At 37.4% G+C, this 16075-nt stretch carries 14 protein-coding genes and 1 pseudogene; 10 read left to right on the top strand and 5 right to left on the bottom strand.

The genetic code is table 11. The features are described from left to right. Positions 1 to 111: 111 nt before the first annotated feature. Positions 112 to 945, bottom strand: coding sequence for a mechanosensitive ion channel domain-containing protein (locus tag WNY98_RS00900; RefSeq protein ID WP_076923657.1), 834 nt, complete (start codon positions 943 to 945; stop codon positions 112 to 114). A 372-nt stretch (positions 946 to 1317) separates the two neighbouring features. Between WNY98_RS00900 and WNY98_RS00895 the strand changes: the two genes are divergently transcribed. The 6 genes from WNY98_RS00895 to WNY98_RS00870 all read left to right on the top strand — a co-directional run bounded on the left by WNY98_RS00895 (position 1318) and on the right by WNY98_RS00870 (position 9726). Continuing rightward, the gene (locus WNY98_RS00895) at positions 1318 to 1704 is read left to right on the top strand and encodes a hypothetical protein (protein ID WP_170071729.1); all 387 of its coding nucleotides are present in this window, start codon (positions 1318 to 1320) and stop codon (positions 1702 to 1704) included. Between the two features lie 332 nt (positions 1705 to 2036). Next, the gene (gene gss / locus WNY98_RS00890) at positions 2037 to 3905 is read left to right on the top strand and encodes a bifunctional glutathionylspermidine amidase/synthase (protein ID WP_342876870.1); all 1869 of its coding nucleotides are present in this window, start codon (positions 2037 to 2039) and stop codon (positions 3903 to 3905) included. A 132-nt stretch (positions 3906 to 4037) separates the two neighbouring features. After that, complete coding sequence (locus WNY98_RS00885; protein ID WP_342876869.1) at positions 4038 to 4406, top strand: DUF2237 domain-containing protein; 369 nt, start codon at positions 4038 to 4040, stop codon at positions 4404 to 4406. Between the two features lie 234 nt (positions 4407 to 4640). Beyond that, on the top strand, positions 4641 to 5165 hold the full coding sequence (gene dps / locus WNY98_RS00880) for a DNA starvation/stationary phase protection protein Dps (protein ID WP_342876868.1): 525 nt from the start codon (positions 4641 to 4643) through the stop codon (positions 5163 to 5165). 622 nt (positions 5166 to 5787) lie between these two features. Next, positions 5788 to 8727 carry a TonB-dependent receptor gene (locus WNY98_RS00875; protein ID WP_342876867.1) on the top strand — a complete coding sequence of 980 codons (2940 nt, stop codon included), beginning with the start codon at positions 5788 to 5790 and terminating at the stop codon, positions 8725 to 8727. Between the two features lie 537 nt (positions 8728 to 9264). After that, positions 9265 to 9726 carry a replication initiation protein gene (locus WNY98_RS00870; RefSeq protein WP_342876975.1) on the top strand — a complete coding sequence of 154 codons (462 nt, stop codon included), beginning with the start codon at positions 9265 to 9267 and terminating at the stop codon, positions 9724 to 9726. Here WNY98_RS00870 and WNY98_RS00865 read toward each other — a convergent pair whose 3' ends face one another. Together WNY98_RS00865 and WNY98_RS00860 are read right to left on the bottom strand one after the other, a co-directional pair. Then, positions 9727 to 10011: a type II toxin-antitoxin system RelE/ParE family toxin gene (locus WNY98_RS00865; RefSeq protein ID WP_342876866.1), complete on the bottom strand. Its 285-nt coding sequence runs from the start codon at positions 10009 to 10011 to the stop codon at positions 9727 to 9729. After that, complete coding sequence (locus WNY98_RS00860; protein ID WP_342876865.1) at positions 10001 to 10243, bottom strand: type II toxin-antitoxin system RelB/DinJ family antitoxin; 243 nt, start codon at positions 10241 to 10243, stop codon at positions 10001 to 10003. Before WNY98_RS00860 ends, WNY98_RS00865 begins: the two co-directional genes overlap by 11 nt. Positions 10244 to 10520: 277 nt before the next feature. Between WNY98_RS00860 and WNY98_RS00855 the strand changes: the two genes are divergently transcribed. Continuing rightward, the gene (locus WNY98_RS00855) at positions 10521 to 10898 is read left to right on the top strand and encodes a hypothetical protein (protein WP_290192010.1); all 378 of its coding nucleotides are present in this window, start codon (positions 10521 to 10523) and stop codon (positions 10896 to 10898) included. A 177-nt stretch (positions 10899 to 11075) separates the two neighbouring features. Beyond that, entirely contained in the window at positions 11076 to 11513 is a 438-nt protein-coding gene (locus WNY98_RS00850; protein ID WP_024604752.1) for a hypothetical protein, read from the top strand. A 40-nt stretch (positions 11514 to 11553) separates the two neighbouring features. Here the strand turns inward: WNY98_RS00850 and WNY98_RS00845 are convergent, their stop codons facing one another. Then, positions 11554 to 12105, bottom strand: a complete 552-nt coding sequence (locus WNY98_RS00845) for a DUF4879 domain-containing protein (protein ID WP_342876864.1) — start codon at positions 12103 to 12105, stop codon at positions 11554 to 11556. Between the two features lie 585 nt (positions 12106 to 12690). Between WNY98_RS00845 and WNY98_RS00840 the strand changes: the two genes are divergently transcribed. Next, positions 12691 to 14409, top strand: a complete 1719-nt coding sequence (locus WNY98_RS00840) for a SulP family inorganic anion transporter (protein WP_342876863.1) — start codon at positions 12691 to 12693, stop codon at positions 14407 to 14409. 268 nt (positions 14410 to 14677) lie between these two features. Here the strand turns inward: WNY98_RS00840 and WNY98_RS00835 are convergent, their stop codons facing one another. Then, a complete protein-coding gene (locus tag WNY98_RS00835; protein WP_076923665.1) occupies positions 14678 to 15205 on the bottom strand; it encodes a hypothetical protein in 528 nt (175 codons plus the stop codon). A 621-nt stretch (positions 15206 to 15826) separates the two neighbouring features. On the opposite strand from WNY98_RS00835, the pseudogene WNY98_RS00830 reads away from it, so the two are divergent. Then, positions 15827 to 16063 (top strand): annotated as a pseudogene (locus tag WNY98_RS00830) (sodium-independent anion transporter); the annotation flags it as partial. Positions 16064 to 16075: the final 12 nt, after the last annotated feature.

Below are 16075 nucleotides of genomic sequence, written 5' to 3'. Positions count from 1 at the left end.
TGTAGTATTTGAGGTGGTTTATAAAAGAAAAAGTTACACAGGTATGTAACTTTTTCAGACAAAAAAAGAGCACTTAAAAGTGCTCTTAGATTTAAATCATTTTAAATTTAGTTAATCTTTGCTTTCGTTAACTAAAATAACTTTACGATGTGGGAAAGGTATTTCGATGTTGTTTTCATCTAGTGCTTTTTTAATTAACTCTGGCACTGTGTAAAGAATATCGAAGTAATGCTCGCCCTTACAAAAAGGTCTTACTAAAAAGTCTACTGAGCTGTTGTTAAGTGTTTCTACTTCAACAAAAGGAGCTGGGTCTTTTAGTATGTGTGGATGCGCTTCAAGTACGGCATCTATAACTTTACGTACAGCCGTTGTATCTTCACCGTAAGCAACACCAAAATGCATATCCACACCACGAATTGGATGATGTGAATGGTTTATAATTTGCGCGCCCCAAATTTGACTATTTGGAATAATAACCTGTTGGTTATCGAACGTTTGTAAAATAGTAGTAAACATATCGACCTCAGTTACTTTACCAAAGCGCCCTGCTGCCTCAATAAAGTCATTCACTTTATAAGGTCTAAATATTAGCAACATAACGCCTGCTGCAAGGTTCGACATTGCACCTTGTAACGCCAAGCCTATAGCAAGTCCCGCGGCACCGAGTAAAGCAATAATAGAAGCTGTTTGTACACCAAAGCGATTTAACACAGCAATAATAACGAACGCTAATATGATGTATCGAGCCATGCTGCCTAAAAAGCGAAAAAGCGTGTCATCAAGGTGAGTGTATTTGTGGCATAAGCCAATAATTAAATTGCGTACTTTGCCTGCCAACCACAAGCCCGCAAGTAAAATTGCAATCGCCAGTAATATGTTGGTTGCCCACGTAATTGCAGCGGGTAAATATTGATTAATATCAATGTTGTTTATTATGTCTTCCATTGTTTTTCCTGTTTTAAAAACTTTTAACTAGCTTCAATCCATACTAAGCGCAAAAGTTTAACAAAAAATTAACTAAAGTACGACTATAGGAGTAATTTAAAACATAAAGAAAGAGCGTTACCCTCAATACATGTTATCGCTCACGTAAATCTTTCACCCATAATTTTGCTATCAATCCTTGGTTTATAGCTTAAATAATTAAACTTCAACTAGTTCATAAATAAAGCTAATACCCGAGATAAATCTCGGTTAACTCTCTTAATTTTCTAATTATTACTGGCACTCATCTATAAATTTACCGATAATCTCACCTAAGCGCGCATATATTGGCGAGACAACACAATTGGATGAAATTAAAAACAAAGGATTATTATGAAAAAGTACTCAATTTTACTTACAGCGGCAGCACTTACTGTACTTGCTGGTTGTTCAACATCTGTTGCAGTAAGAGACTTTGAACAAAACCCTATTCCGCAAACATCAACAATTACCAACAGTGAAGCTGACGTAGAAAAAGGTATTCTAAAAGCATGTATTCAGCTTGGTTGGAAGTGTACGCCTATGAGTGAAGGTAAAATAAAAGGTGTACTGGATATTCGCACACACCAATTAACAATCGATATTGCGTATGACAAAACGGCATACTCAATCAACTATAAAGACTCAATTAACTTAAACTACAACGGCAAAAAAATTCACCGTCAGTATGTTAATTGGGTAACAAACCTTATACGCCATATAGACGCTGAAATGATTTAGCAGCGCGTTAACCTGCTTTAAACATTATAAAAAGCACTAAATATGAATAATAAAAATGGAGAAGCTACCTATAGCTTCTCCATTTTTTAGTTGAATTTTAAACAGTAATAATTACGTCAAAAATATTACTAACGTTCAACTAGCTAAAAGGCAAAAAAGCACCAAACCTAACACTATTAGTAAAAGTACTCTCCCGTATTTTCACTCTTTAATGAGTGAGTAATTTTTTACTTATCCCTCCTTCGTAAAAACATATTTTATATCTTGCTATAACGCAGTTTCGCTCATATAGTCAGCAAATTATCACACCTTTATTTTGAACATCTTTGTTTATGAAATCTTCTGCTCCTGCTAGTGATTTTGGTACCTTATTAGGTTATGCACCTGGTAATGTTGCTGTTTATTCATCTGATTATGATACGGCTGACGAAAGTATTTATCCTAATCGTAGCGCCTTTCGTAGTTACCTTGATGGCATTTACATGGGCTATAAATGGCAATGCGTTGAGTTTGCACGTCGATGGATGTATCTCAACCATAGTTATATTTTTGATGATATTGCTATGGCTTACGATATTTTTGAGCTGCGTTCTGTGCGCGATGTAAATAGTCAAAACAGACTGCCACTAAACGCGTTTAAAAACGGTGCTAAACATCATCCTCAGGTAGGTAGCTTACTTATTTGGGAAGAAGGTGGCGAGTTTGAAGAAACAGGCCATGTTGCTGTCGTTGTTGAAATATATGAAGATAAAATACGCCTTGCTGAGCAAAATGTAGGGCATCAAATATGGCCAAAAGATCAAAGCTGGTGTCGTGAACTAAAAGCAAAAGTAACTAAAGATGGCGACTATTGGATTGAGTGCTCTTACAGCGACGCCACTATTTTAGGCTGGATGACACAAACTGATGAAACAGAATATGCTGAGCCAACGTCAGAGCTAAACACCGACTTATTTATTATAGAAGCCCATAAAGCAGTAGATACAGGCCAAGCAAACAAGTCATGGTTAAATATTGCGAATGACGATGAAGCTGCCTACGTAGAAATGATGCAAGGCCATAAACTTACATCAGTAGCTGAGGATCAACATAATTACTTTGCGATATCTCAAACGGCGCAGCAAAGCATTGAGCATGCTACAAATGAGCTACATGGCTTATTTATGCATGCAACCGACTATGTACTGCAGCACCCTGAGTTATTAAAAAAGTTCAATTTACCCGATGTTGTGCTTAATAAAATTCGCCAATCGTGGGATAACCGCTTAAACCAATTAATTACCAGTCGGTTTGACTTTGCTCTAACCACAGCAGGTTTAAAAGTTTACGAATACAATTGCGATTCGGCATCGTGTTATATGGAAAGCGGTAAGGTTCAGGGTAAATGGGCAAAACACTTTGGTGTTAAAACAGGTGTAGATGCAGGCCAAAATTTATTTAAAGACCTAGTAAAGGCATGGCGTAAAAGTGAGGTAAAAGGTCTTGTTCATATTCTGCAAGATGATGAACCAGAAGAGCATTACCATGCATTATTTATGAAAGAAGCCATTGAAGCAGCTGGTTTTGAGTGTAAGTTAGTAATTGGCTTAAGCACACTTCGCTGGAATGAATCGGGCAACATAATAGATGCAGATGGCGCACAACTGAGTTATGTATGGAAAACGTGGTCGTGGGAAACCGCACTTGATCAAATCCGTGAAGAATGCGAAGCCGATCAATCATTAGGTGATAACTTTGAACCACAATTCAAAATTGGTGAAACGCCACGCTTAGTTGATGTATTACTGCGTAAAAATGTCATGGTGTTTGAACCGCTGTGGACATTAATTCCTAGTAACAAAGCTATTTTGCCAATACTGTGGAGCTTATTCCCTAATCATAAATATTTACTTAATACCGCGTTTGATCTTAACGACGAGTTATTACAAACCGGATATGTAGTTAAACCAATAGTAGGACGCTGTGGCGCTAATATTCAACTTGTTGATGAACAGCAGCAAGTTATAGAAAAAACAACTGGGCACTTTGCAGAGCAAGACCAAATATATCAACAGTTATTTGCATTGCCCAAAGTAGATGATTACTTTGTACAAATATGTAGTTTTACAGCTGCCGGAAAATACTCTGGTGGTGGCGTACGCGTTGATAAAAGCATGATCATAAACGGCCATAGCGATTGTATGGCACTGCGTATTAAATAATACTAAGCCCGCAATTTTGCTGCGGGCTTAAGTTTGTGTAACCCCCCTTCCCTCTTTTAAGTTTTATAACTATCTCAAGCGAGTTACTCCTGATAGAGTAAATTTATCAAACACCACAAATTAAGGTATTTCATGGCGAATCAATTTAATGTGCTTGGCACACGTTTAAAACTATGTTGCGGTAATGGTGGTTACACACGTGAAGGGTTTTGTTATGTACCAGAATCAGATCTTGGGAATCACAGTGTATGTGCAATTATGACTGATGAGTTTTTACAATTTTCAAAATCGCAAGGTAACGACTTAATAAGCCCAAACCCTCTTTACGATTTTGAAGGTTTAAAAGCCGGTGATAAATGGTGCTTATGTGCAGTAAGGTGGCTGCATGCAATTTCGGCTAATGTCGCGCCGCCAGTGGTACTTGAAGCCACAAATAAAAAAGCGCTAGAAATAGTACCGTTCGATGTTTTAAAAGCGAATGAATATATAGCCAAAATTTAAATTCACTTAAGCGTTATTAAAATAAAGTCTGCAGATTTTACAAATGTATGCAGGCTTTTCAAAAATCAAATGCTCCCTTCATCACCTAAAACCTCAATAAAAAACATAACACCATGTTTTTAAGGTTATTTTTAAAAAACTCACTTACGGCATAGCAGTTGCTTCATTAAGTTTAAGTCACGCTCATAACGCAACATTTTATATGAGCAACACATTACTTAAGTAGGAGAAATTATGAGTAACAATAACGAATCAAACAAAACAACTAAATTTACCGCGCCAGGTATGAGTGACGAATCAGCTCAAAAAACAATAGCAAAGCTCGATAACCGCATGGTTGCATTGATAGACTTACAGCTTACTTTAAAGCACATTCACTGGAACGTAGTGGGACCAAACTTTATTGGCGTACACGAAATGATAGACCCACAGGTAGACATTGTCCGCGAAATGACAGATACCATTGCAGAGCGAATTGCGACTCTTGGTGGAGTACCTGTCGGTACGCCTAGATCTATTGTAGATCGTCGTACATGGAACGAATACTCAGTAGGTAAAGGGTTAGTAACCGAGCATTTAGCCGCACTTGATCAAGTATACAACGGCGTTAATGCCGATCATCGCAAAGCAATTGAGACTCTTTCTGAGCTAGATCCAGTGTCTGAAGATATGATCACCAGCCAATTAGCTGACCTAGAGCAATTTCAGTGGTTTATTAGAGCCCATTTAGAATCATCTACAGGCGAGCTAAAAAGCTAATATATTAAATCTAAGAAAGCCCAGCATTAATATGCTGGGCTTTTTTTTGCGTAAAAATCACTCTATTTATTATCATATATAGATATGTATCAGTAAGCTCTAATACAAAATTAATATAAAAACAATAGAAAATTGGTATTACCAAAAAATAACCAATAGAAAATTGAATGATTTTATACTCCTCACTATTTCGTAAATTTATAAGCCATACCCAACCTTCAATGAACATATTATCATTTTAACATCACTTAAAAAACAAACTAAATACGTATAAAAGTACGACATAAAATTTAAAAACAGTACTAAAAAATGTATTTAATAGTACAAATAATATAAAAAAACGCCTTTGGTAAACATACTTCAATAAAATTCACTCAAAATATAAAAAATAAAAATACAGCATAAGCCATTAAATTTATTAAATATAAGCAAAATAAAAGAACACTTTGTAATACACCTTGTGAATTTTTGGTAAACAAAGGTTGTAATAAAAGCTGAATTGGACTAATTTCAACCATACCACCTGTATGACACACTACAGGGAAACAGCAGTTAAATTGGTTAACCAAACCAAGTAACAACACACACAATGACGTAAGTCGTACCCAAACGGGAGAGATACATGAAACTCAATCAAATTACTTCAACATTAATTAATAAACATAAAAGAAGTAGCTCTACAACAATCAGTGCAGCAGCCCTTTTATTAATGGCTTCTTCTACTATTGCAGCGCAAGAGGCTCCGACAGCTTCAGAAACAGCAGCTGCAGATATTGAAGTTATTGAAGTAAAAGGCATGCTAGGTAGTATGAAAGCCGCCGCTATGCTTAAGCGTACTGACGGACGTATTGTAGATGCGATTGTTGCTGAAGACATTGGTAAGTTACCTGATAATAATATTGCAGAAGCACTGCAACGTATTACTGGTGTATCTATTAATACCGATTTTGGTGTGGGTGACAGTGTTTCGATTCGTGGCTTACCTCAAAACCGTGTTGAATTAAATGGTCGCTCTACTATTGGTGACTCTCGTGACGGTATTAGCTTACAAGATTACCCATCAAGTTTCTTAAAAACGGTAGAAGTCGTTAAGTCTCCTACTGCCGATATGATTGAAGGTGCATTAGGCGGAACAGTTAGTCTAAAAACGGTTCGCCCATTAGAGCTAGATAAACTAACTGGTGCTGTTTCATTAGATGGTGAGTACGCTGATAAAACAGAAAAAGTAGCGCCTATTTTTAGCGGTTCACTTGGTAACAATTGGGATTTTGATGAAATGGGTACCTTTGGTGCCATTGCTATGTTTTCGTTTCAAGATCGCGAAATTCGTCAAGATGAAACGTCTAGCCGTGTTAAACCTCAAGACATCGAAATTAATGGCCAAGAAGGTAATACATCAAGTGGCAACGCTATCGTACGAGACGAGCACAGTGTTGAACAATACGTAGAACAACGTAAACGTACTGCTGTAAATTTATCACTTCAGTGGGCACCGCAATCTGGTAATGGCATGGTGTATCTAGATTTAAGTGGCACTAAACGCTCTGGTGAGCAAAGTGGTAACTCTATATTAGGTGTTGCAGGTTCACTATCAACAGATGCAAATACAACTCAAGATGCTAACGGCGTAAATAATTACACGTTAACCAACGAATTTGGTATTCCTAAAACATACAGTGACTTTCGTGAAACCGACTCATTTTCAAATGCACTTGGTGCAGAGTGGAACCTTACTGACAGTATAAAAATCTCTGGTGAAATTGCGGTAGCATCATCAGAAAGTGTAAGACCAGATTCTGAATTTACACTTCGCCCAATCGAAAAATCAACATTTGAAGCAAGCGGCGGTGTTGATTTAGTAAACCATTTATATGATGGTGCATTTTCTCAAAACGGTAATAAATTACCAAGCATCATTCATTCAGATCCAAATGCATTTACTGACCCACAAAACTTAGCACTACGTACGTTTAAAAGTGAAGATAGAAGAACAGACAATGACGAAACAGCTATTCGTTTTGATGTTGAAATGTTTGAACCTCTAAGCAGCTTAAGCTGGGTATCTAAAGTAAAAGCAGGTGTACGTGTTACTAATCGTGATTACGAATATGAGCAATACAAAGTAGAAATTAAAGACATTTATAAAAATGCATTTAATGATTCAGATGGTTCATTAGCCACGTTATGGGTTGATGACTACAACGCTGCATTTTCAAATAGCTTTACAACAGTTAGCCACGACAACTCTTTTGATCAATTAGGTCATTCGGGACAAAACGACCTACTAACGTTTTTAAGCTACAACGGTTTATCTAACCCTGCAAATACTTATGCTCAACTTCAGCAGTTACTTGCCGGTACTAACCTAGCGTCAACAGGTAGTCTTTCAGATAACCAAGAGTTCCAAGAAAGCGCATACCGTAACGTAGTTGAAGATACAGCTGCCGTATACGTTTCAGCTTACTTAGACTTTGATAACATTACTGCGATTGTGGGTGGTCGTTATGTAACTACAGATTTAGAATCAAGCGTTTTCCTTAATGGCGAGAAAATAACTGGCGATAATGACTACAGCGACTTTTTACCAAGCTTAAACGTTACATATAACTACTCAGACGAAACATTATTTCGCTTTGCTGCAGCAAAAGTTATGCGCCGCGCTGACTTTAGCGAGCTAAGCCCTGCCTTTGACGTTAATAATGACATTACAGGTGCAACGCAAGGCTCTATTGATTTAGAACCATACCGCGCAACACAATACGACTTATCTGTAGAGCATTACTTTGATGAAGGTAACGTACTATCTTTCGCAGTATTTTATAAAGATGTTGAGTCTTTCTTAAGTAACGAAAGTAGCTGTCAAGCTGCATCAAGCACTTCAACAGGTCAAAACGTAACTCAGTGGAACCAAGTATGTCAGCTTGACGTTGCAGGTGTATCACAAGACAACCTAGTTTACTCAGATGCAACTGACTTCCCTGTAGATGCAGATGGCTTTAACCATGTTGCAGGCTTGCGTGATGCAGGACTAACGGGTATCGATACAGTTAAAAATGTAAACGGTGAAAACGGCTCAGTACAAGGTTTTGAAGTTGGTTACCAACAGTTCTTCACAAGCTTACCTGGTGCATTTTCTGGCTTAGGTATTAATGCAAACTACACGTATGCAGACAGCGAACAACCAAACGGAAACCCGTTATTAGATATTTCTAAAAATACGTACAACTTACAAGTATTTTGGGAATACGAAGGGTTCTCTACTCGTATCGCTTATAACTACCGTGACAGTTTCTTAGATACTGAAAACGAGAAACGTGTAGAAAACATTAACTCAGACGGCAGTATTTCAGCAGAAGGCACTGTTTACGGTAATAACTACCGTGACGACAGAGGTCAGTTAGATTTCTCTGCAAGCTGGGATATTAACGAAAACATTACGCTAGTAGGTAATGCGACTAACTTAACGGGTGAGCCTTCAATCTACCTATCTGAACTAGGTGGTGCTTGGAAGTACACTGAAGCGGATCGCCGTTACAGCTTTGGTATTCGCGCTAAATTTTAACTTTCCCTAGACACTAAAGCCTGCTTTTATGCAGGCTTTTTTACGCCTATAAAAAAGTAGCTTTATATTATACAAACCTTATTAAAAACATGATTATTCTACCGAGTCTTGTGGATAAAAATATAAAGGTGGTATTAACTAAAAGTAAACCATCCCTTAACCTGTAGGAGGTCGCAAAAAATAAAGAAAATCCCTTATGGAATTAGTAAACACATCTAGTAAAACGAAAGTTCGGCATAAGACCGATATCAACAAAACACTATCTAAGATGCCCTTGTCATCTAGGCGCGTTTTATTTATGGCCATAGCTCAACTGGACTCTAAAAAAATAGTAAAGCAAGGCCAAGTATTCCGAATTTATGCTAGTGAATACGCGAAAATAGCCAAGCTAGAAATGAACACAGCCTATGAGCAACTACAATCCGCGACTCTGGACTTACAAAAACAAATAATAGGGATTCCGAAAGATCAGCTTTTACCACCCATACCACGCTCTGGAGATAAGCCTTGGAGGAAACCTAGCGGCAAAGGTATCGTATACTTAACGTCACTGAATACTGCGACTATGAGGACGGTGGCGGTTACGTAGACATTAACTTTAGCCGTCAAATGAAGCCGTATATTTGCATGATAGAGGGCAAATATACCACCCAAGTTTTAATATCGAGCACACGGCTAAAAGACACAAACGCAAGTAACTTATATCAACTCCTACGCCAGAAAATAAGCGAAAAGAAAGACCGCTATTTTGAAATAGGTGTCGATGAGCTTAAAGATGAATTAGGACTATACACAACAAAGAACAAGGAAAGAGTTTACTCATACCCATTATTTAAAGATTTGAATAAGCTAGTTATAAAACGAAGCCTTGAGACAATTAAAGACACTACAGAAATAAAAAATATAAGCGTTGAAATCATCGAAAGAAAGCAGCGCAAAGCAACTAAATTAAGATTCTCTTATCGAGTAGATGACCAAATGAAATTTGAGGGGTTTTAGCTAAACTCGTTTTTCTGCATCGTTGTAAGCTTCTGACTTGTTTCCTTTCCCTATAGCCAAAACAAGAATCGAAACCTTTTCATCCTGTACTTGATATATCAAGCGATACCCTGCTTTACGCAGCTTAATTTTGTAGCAATCTAGCAGCTCTCTTAGTCGGTTCGCTTCAATCCGAGGGTGCTTTAAGACTTCTGACAACTTCTTTTTGAATTGATCACGTACGGTTGCACCTAATTTGTGCCACTCCTTGAGCGCTCGAGGATCAAATTCTAACTCATAGGTCATTTAGCGAAACCTTTACCCCTGTTTTTGGTTCAGCTAAACGGGCTTTTGCAACAGCAATTAGCGCCTCGTCGTCACTAGTTAATAGCACAGATTTGAATGGTAAAGCTTCTCTTTGTGCAACATATTCTAATGTTTGTCTTAATAGTTCAGAGGGAGTTATACCTAACTTTTCTAATGCTGCATAAGAACGCACTTTCAAATCATCATCAACACGAATATTAATAGTACCCATAGCACACCTGTAATTACAATTGTATATACACCGATTGTATTCAATTGAGATAAAAGTGCAAGGGCTATTATTTTTATTCTAATGTTTAAAAGGGATTAAAGGGGGAGCCCCCTTTGCACGCGATTGTAGAAAATTACGTAGTAATTTGTCGACAGTCGACGGCGTGCCTATCACCTCATTTTGTCATACACAGTTTTCATCTAAAATAACCTGTTGCTCCTTTAAAAATAGGCGTATACGCTTTGTTTACCCCCGTATACACCAGAGGTATTTTAGAATGGCTATTCTAAGCATCCGAATTGACGATAAATTAAAAGCGTCTTTAAATAGTGAGGCGCAAAAGAAAGGTATTTCTTTATCTGAATATGTGAAGAAATCACTGGAAAGTAAGAGCGTTGATACCCATATACTAGCAACAGAGAGAAATTTAAAAAGCTCTGTTGATAGTATTGAAAGTTTAGCGCACGTCGCTCAGGAAACTGTACACGAAGTTGAACTAAATATTCAGCGGCTAAATGAATCGCTTAAGAATGCCAATCACCTAAAAGAACTCAAAAAATTGAAATGGATATTAATTTTTATATCCCTTATTTTTGTATCAATCTCAATCCCAATATTTCATTTTAACATTGCCTACTTGAAAGCTTTATTTTAAATATCAGAGAAAAGTTAGCCCCCCTTCCTTGCCGCCACGATTCAAAGAGCGGCAATATTATTCCCACTCAATGGTAAAAACCAGACTAAAGCCAGCATTACTACCCCTTTTTATTGGCTCGTTTTTTGCTCTATTATCTATAACCCCATAAAAAGCATATTCACTGGAGGAATTAACATGCTAATTAACAGTAACAGCCAAGCAAGCCATATTTATCAAACGCAAAGTAATGCACCTCATACTACAACTAGCTCGAATACTCCGGTCAAAAATGAAAATACGGCAGACAAAATTACAATTAGTGAAGCAGGGCTTAATGCTGAGAGTAAATTGCAAGAAATAGCCAAACACTATGACCCTAAAAATATGTCTTATAATGAATTATCTAAGATGTCTTCCACTTTGGAATTAAATGGGTTAGTAACACCTGAAGAAGGCTTGGCTCTTAGAGCACCGCCTAAAATGAACTTTGACCCTAATGAAAAATATGACACCGTAGCATTAGCAAAAAAATCAGTGGAGTTTGATCAGTCACTTGGAATGGCAGGAAGAGACTCGCAACTAAGAGTAAGAGCGCTTAATATTTTAGAAACAATACAAAGTTTATCTAGCTAAAGAGGAAGAAAAAGATACCCCTTCCCATTTAGCTAAACTTTTAATTTATATAAATTGAATCACTCCAATAACCAAACGGGGATGCTGTTGAGTTCGTACCAACATTAAATTGCCCTGATTCTTGGCCACTAAAATCATAGCCATATAACCAACCTGTTATGGTTTCACCAGAGGCACAAACATGCAAATCACTGCCGCATCGAGATTGAGTATATCCTGCGGCTTTAGAAATACCATTCATTGTAGCGTTGGTTGGATTTCCGTAACCATATTGCCATAGATATACATTTAACGTAGCCCCGCCATGATCTCCGGTAGAAGTTTGAGTTTCTTGAATGATTTCTTGACCATAATTTGTTGAATATACAATCCCAATTTCAAAATAAGTAACACCACTTGCGGCGGCTCGTGCTACTGATGATGCCTTTCTTATATTATTACTTTCTGGTGCATTCAAAGCTAATGATGAAGAATTACCTATTTTCACTACACGCTTAACTACACCGGCTTCAACGTCAGCGGCTGAAGCGAAACCTGAGAAGGTAGACGTAGATAAAAGAATGGTTGAAAGAAGTGTTGTTTTTAAAGTCATTTAATTTCCCTTTTAATATCAATTGAAAAGCATTTATAGCTCAACACTTTAGAATTATCGAAAAACGAAAGTGTAGTGATAAATAATTAATATTTATTAACTGATAGCAGAAAATAGAACACAAGACCTTCATCCAGCGACTGAGTTTCACCGGTGAAACTTTATTTTAGTCGCTAAAGTTTATTGTTTCCTATTAGGGTGTATCACAGTTACGGTGCAAGCCCCTATCCTGCAATACTCCCCTACCTTAACTCATTAAACTTATAATCAATTGGGTTACAGCAATTAGGGAAGTTAAATTAATAGAAAACTTTCCTTCTACTTTTACCTTTAAAGACTTTATGTATAACTTAAAAGACTTAGGATGTTAGTTAAGCAATTGTAAATTATAAATAATAAATTTTAAAGGTGGTCGCCTACCGAGTTAAAGGTGGTCGTCTACCGAGTTAAATAACCTTCCATCGCTATAGTAAATAACTAATTCAATACAGTGGGTATTACGTAAAAAACACTCCCACCTAGCTATACTTATTTGAATATTAAATTTACTATCAAAACGTTGTAACTATTAGCAAGGATACTGAAGTGCTGTCGCGTTTATATAATTTTATGCCGGGTTTAGATACATTGCTGCACTACGAGCGACAATGGTTTGCTGATGATGTAAGAGCAGCGCTATCGGTAGCTGCCGTAGCTTTACCTGTTGCCATAGCCTATGCGCAACTAACCGGTGTTAACGCCGCCGTAGGGTTATACTCTTGCATACTGCCAATGATGCTATATGCTCTTTTTGGCACTTCCAAACAACTAATAGTTGGCCCTGATGCCGCCACCTGCGCCGTTATTGCAGCCGTAGTAACCCCTCTTGCTGCAGGTGACAGCTTTAAACATTGGCAACTTGTTGTCACCATGACCGCTATGACCGGCTTTTGGTGTTTTATAGCTAGTAAATTTAAGCTAGGCGTATTAGCAGACTTTTTATCTAAACCTATTTTAATGGGCTTATTAAATGGCGTAGCCATCACTATTATTGTTGGTCAATTTTCTAAAGTATTCGGTTTTACCTTTGACGAGCGCTACCTACTTGAACGCCTAGGTGGTGTACCCACATACCTAGCGCAAACACATGTTCCCACCTTGTTAATGGCCTTGTTCACATTGGCGGTTTACTTTGCCATGAGACGCATAAAACCCACGTGGCCTGCATCAATGTTTGCCATTGCATTTGGTGCGATTTTAGTATGGATTTTTGATTTAAAACAACTTGATATAAAAACTATTGGCACCGTAACTGGCGGGCTTCCCGTTTTTAATACTCCTGTTTTTGATTTAGGAATTATTCGTGAGCTAGTGGTACCCGCACTTAACTTAGCCATCGTGAGCTTTGTAAGTATGATGCTAACTGCCCGCAGCTTTGCTGCTAAAAATGGCTACGACATAGATGCCGATAAGGAATTTAGAGCGCTAGGTATTGCCAATATAGCGTCAGCTCTTTCGCAAGGTTTTGCAGTTAGTGGCGCCGACTCACGCACCGCAGTTAACGATGCCACAGGCGGAAAAACGCAGTTAGTATCAATAATTGCAGCAGCTATTATCGCGGTCATAGCCGTTTTTTTAACAGCCCCGCTTGAGTTTATTCCAAGCGCAGCGCTGGGTGTTGTACTTATTATTGCTTCTGTTCATTTACTCGATTTAAAAGCTGTTTGGCAATTAAAACGAAAAGATAAACAGGCATTTTATCTCGCCTCAGCCACCTTACTTGCGGTGTTATTTATTGGCGTTATACCAGGGATCACACTTGCTGTATTACTGGGGTTATTTCAATTTATTCGCACTGTTATGCGCCCAACCGACAATATACTCGGCGTAGATGTTAACGGAGTAGTAAGAAGCTTAGACGCCACAGATAAAGCAAAGGCAGTCCAAGGCGTGTTTATTTATCGCTTTAATTCACCTTTAACTTACTTTAATGCCAGCTACTTTAAACGCAGATTACTTGAGCAATACGCAAGGCAAAAAGACGACACCCAATGTGTAATAATTGACGCTGTGCCTTGCTTTACTCACTTAGATTTAAGCGTAATGGCTATGCTTGCTGACCTCGACGTTATATTTAAAAAGCGCGATATAAGGCTTGAACTTGCAGGTAGAAAACGCCAACTACTTTCGTGGTTTGATATTGCAGGAATGAAGTCAGGAAAAGAAGGTATATATATTCACTCCGATCTATATGTTGCGCTACAAAAAAATAGAGTAAGCCAGCCTACCGACGAAGTTGACTTATTTGAAGCGCATACCAATTAGGAAGAATTAGCCGTGTTGTAAATTATAAACGGCAATAAAAATAAAAAAGAGTCACTGTATTTTATTATTCGTTGAACAGCTAAGCCCCCTATAACTGTGTAAGTTATTTTCAATTCACTACATAAGCTATTTAATGGGCTAAAATAACTAAATTCTTAACAGGCTTCTGATAATGAAGTCACGTCAATAGAGCAGCTAAGTTATAATACGGTTTAACCAACAACGCTACTATACAACCTTGTTGGTTAAATTATTAAATCAATTAGCATTATAAAGTCGTCGATATTGATACAGCGTGTGGCTGCATAAGATCTTTTGCTTTTTCCATTTCCTCGTGGGAATCAGTATGTACAACAATCGCCCACAGACCCGAGCGAGTTGCTTCTCTTATATTATTGATCAAATCATCGTGATCTGGCCTTAACGAAAAAGCTCCAGCAATTAGTACACCAACAAAAGTACAAAGAATACTTATCGAAACATATGTTTCTAGGATGTGTTGTTGTAAAAATTCAAACTCTAATAAAAAGAGTATACTGGCAATGAACACACCAACAACAAGACCAACTACGGCAAATACTAAGTGTGATTTCAACATAGTTTTAGCAATTTTTTTATCTTCAGGCTCGACCTTTTCATCGTAATGTTGATCGTGAGGTGGAATTAGCCTTATGCTTTGTTTTACAAAGTTCTCGTCATTATTTAAAATATCAAAGGTTGCTTTAGCTTTATGTTCGCTGTTAAAAATACCGCCCACTTTAGTGGCTTTATCTCCACTGCTTATATTCGCTTTCATGGCTATTATCTCCGCATTAAATAAATAGTGGTTTAGTAAAACTACTAACACTAATTAATAAAAATTATTGATAATTGAAAATACGACTAATAAATTCACTTTATCATCATAAAAGCAGTTGCAAGACTAACACCAACTTGATTGACGAGTAATAACTCAACTCCCAAAGTAAATAAGCTTACGTGTAAATTAGAGGTGGAGGGGTTATCCTTTGTTTTTTAATACTTTTAGTACCTATTTAAATTCATCGATTATTATAACCTTATTATTTTTGTTGCGAACTCTGCACTACAATAATTAATGTCCATATAAATCACCGTGTAGAATATACAAAAAATATTTCAAACCTCGAAGCAACTAAAAATTAATAATTCAGTATCGCCTTGTTGATAAGCCTAGCTATCAACAAGGTGTTAAATTAATAGCATACCCTCGGAGTCAAGTTTTAGGATATATGGCTTTAAGTTAGCCTAAATAATTTGTATGTGAATACTTATAACTTCATGAAGGCCCGTTTTTTATTTCTTTGGATCTATGCTTAAATTACTGTGGATGAACCATGTGTTCAACCTCATGCCAGTTAATTTAGCAATCACTTTAATCACATAAAAGAAAATACCAATCATTGCCGACCTCGACGTTATATTTAAAAAGCGCGATATAAGGCTTATACTTGCAGGCAGAAAACGCCAGCTGCTCTCATGATTTGAAATTGCCGGTATGAAGTCAGGAACAGAGGGCATATACATTCACTCAGACCTATACATCGCCCTAAAAAGAAATAGCGTAAGCCAGCATACAGAGGAAGTTAATTTATTCGTGGCAGATGAAAATAAAGAGGCGCTCACACATCCATAAAATACTAAACAG

Origin of the sequence: Pseudoalteromonas sp. AS71 (assembly GCF_038900275.1) — a bacterium.
In the GTDB taxonomy this organism is placed as follows: Bacteria; Pseudomonadota; Gammaproteobacteria; order Enterobacterales; family Alteromonadaceae; genus Pseudoalteromonas.
This window is presented reverse-complemented; position numbering and strand designations above follow the sequence as displayed.

Coding starts and splice junctions, on each gene's coding strand:
- WNY98_RS00860 (WP_342876865.1), bottom strand. CDS start 10,243: ATGGGTACTATTAATATTCGTGTTGATGATGATTTGAAAGTGCGTTCT.
- WNY98_RS00850 (WP_024604752.1), top strand. CDS start 11,076: ATGCTAATTAACAGTAACAGCCAAGCAAGCCATATTTATCAAACGCAA.
- WNY98_RS00900 (WP_076923657.1), bottom strand. CDS start 945: ATGGAAGACATAATAAACAACATTGATATTAATCAATATTTACCCGCT.
- WNY98_RS00855 (WP_290192010.1), top strand. CDS start 10,521: ATGGCTATTCTAAGCATCCGAATTGACGATAAATTAAAAGCGTCTTTA.
- WNY98_RS00875 (WP_342876867.1), top strand. CDS start 5,788: ATGAAACTCAATCAAATTACTTCAACATTAATTAATAAACATAAAAGA.
- WNY98_RS00895 (WP_170071729.1), top strand. CDS start 1,318: ATGAAAAAGTACTCAATTTTACTTACAGCGGCAGCACTTACTGTACTT.
- dps (WP_342876868.1), top strand. CDS start 4,641: ATGAGTAACAATAACGAATCAAACAAAACAACTAAATTTACCGCGCCA.
- gss (WP_342876870.1), top strand. CDS start 2,037: ATGAAATCTTCTGCTCCTGCTAGTGATTTTGGTACCTTATTAGGTTAT.
- WNY98_RS00885 (WP_342876869.1), top strand. CDS start 4,038: ATGGCGAATCAATTTAATGTGCTTGGCACACGTTTAAAACTATGTTGC.
- WNY98_RS00835 (WP_076923665.1), bottom strand. CDS start 15,205: ATGAAAGCGAATATAAGCAGTGGAGATAAAGCCACTAAAGTGGGCGGT.
- WNY98_RS00865 (WP_342876866.1), bottom strand. CDS start 10,011: ATGACCTATGAGTTAGAATTTGATCCTCGAGCGCTCAAGGAGTGGCAC.
- WNY98_RS00845 (WP_342876864.1), bottom strand. CDS start 12,105: ATGACTTTAAAAACAACACTTCTTTCAACCATTCTTTTATCTACGTCT.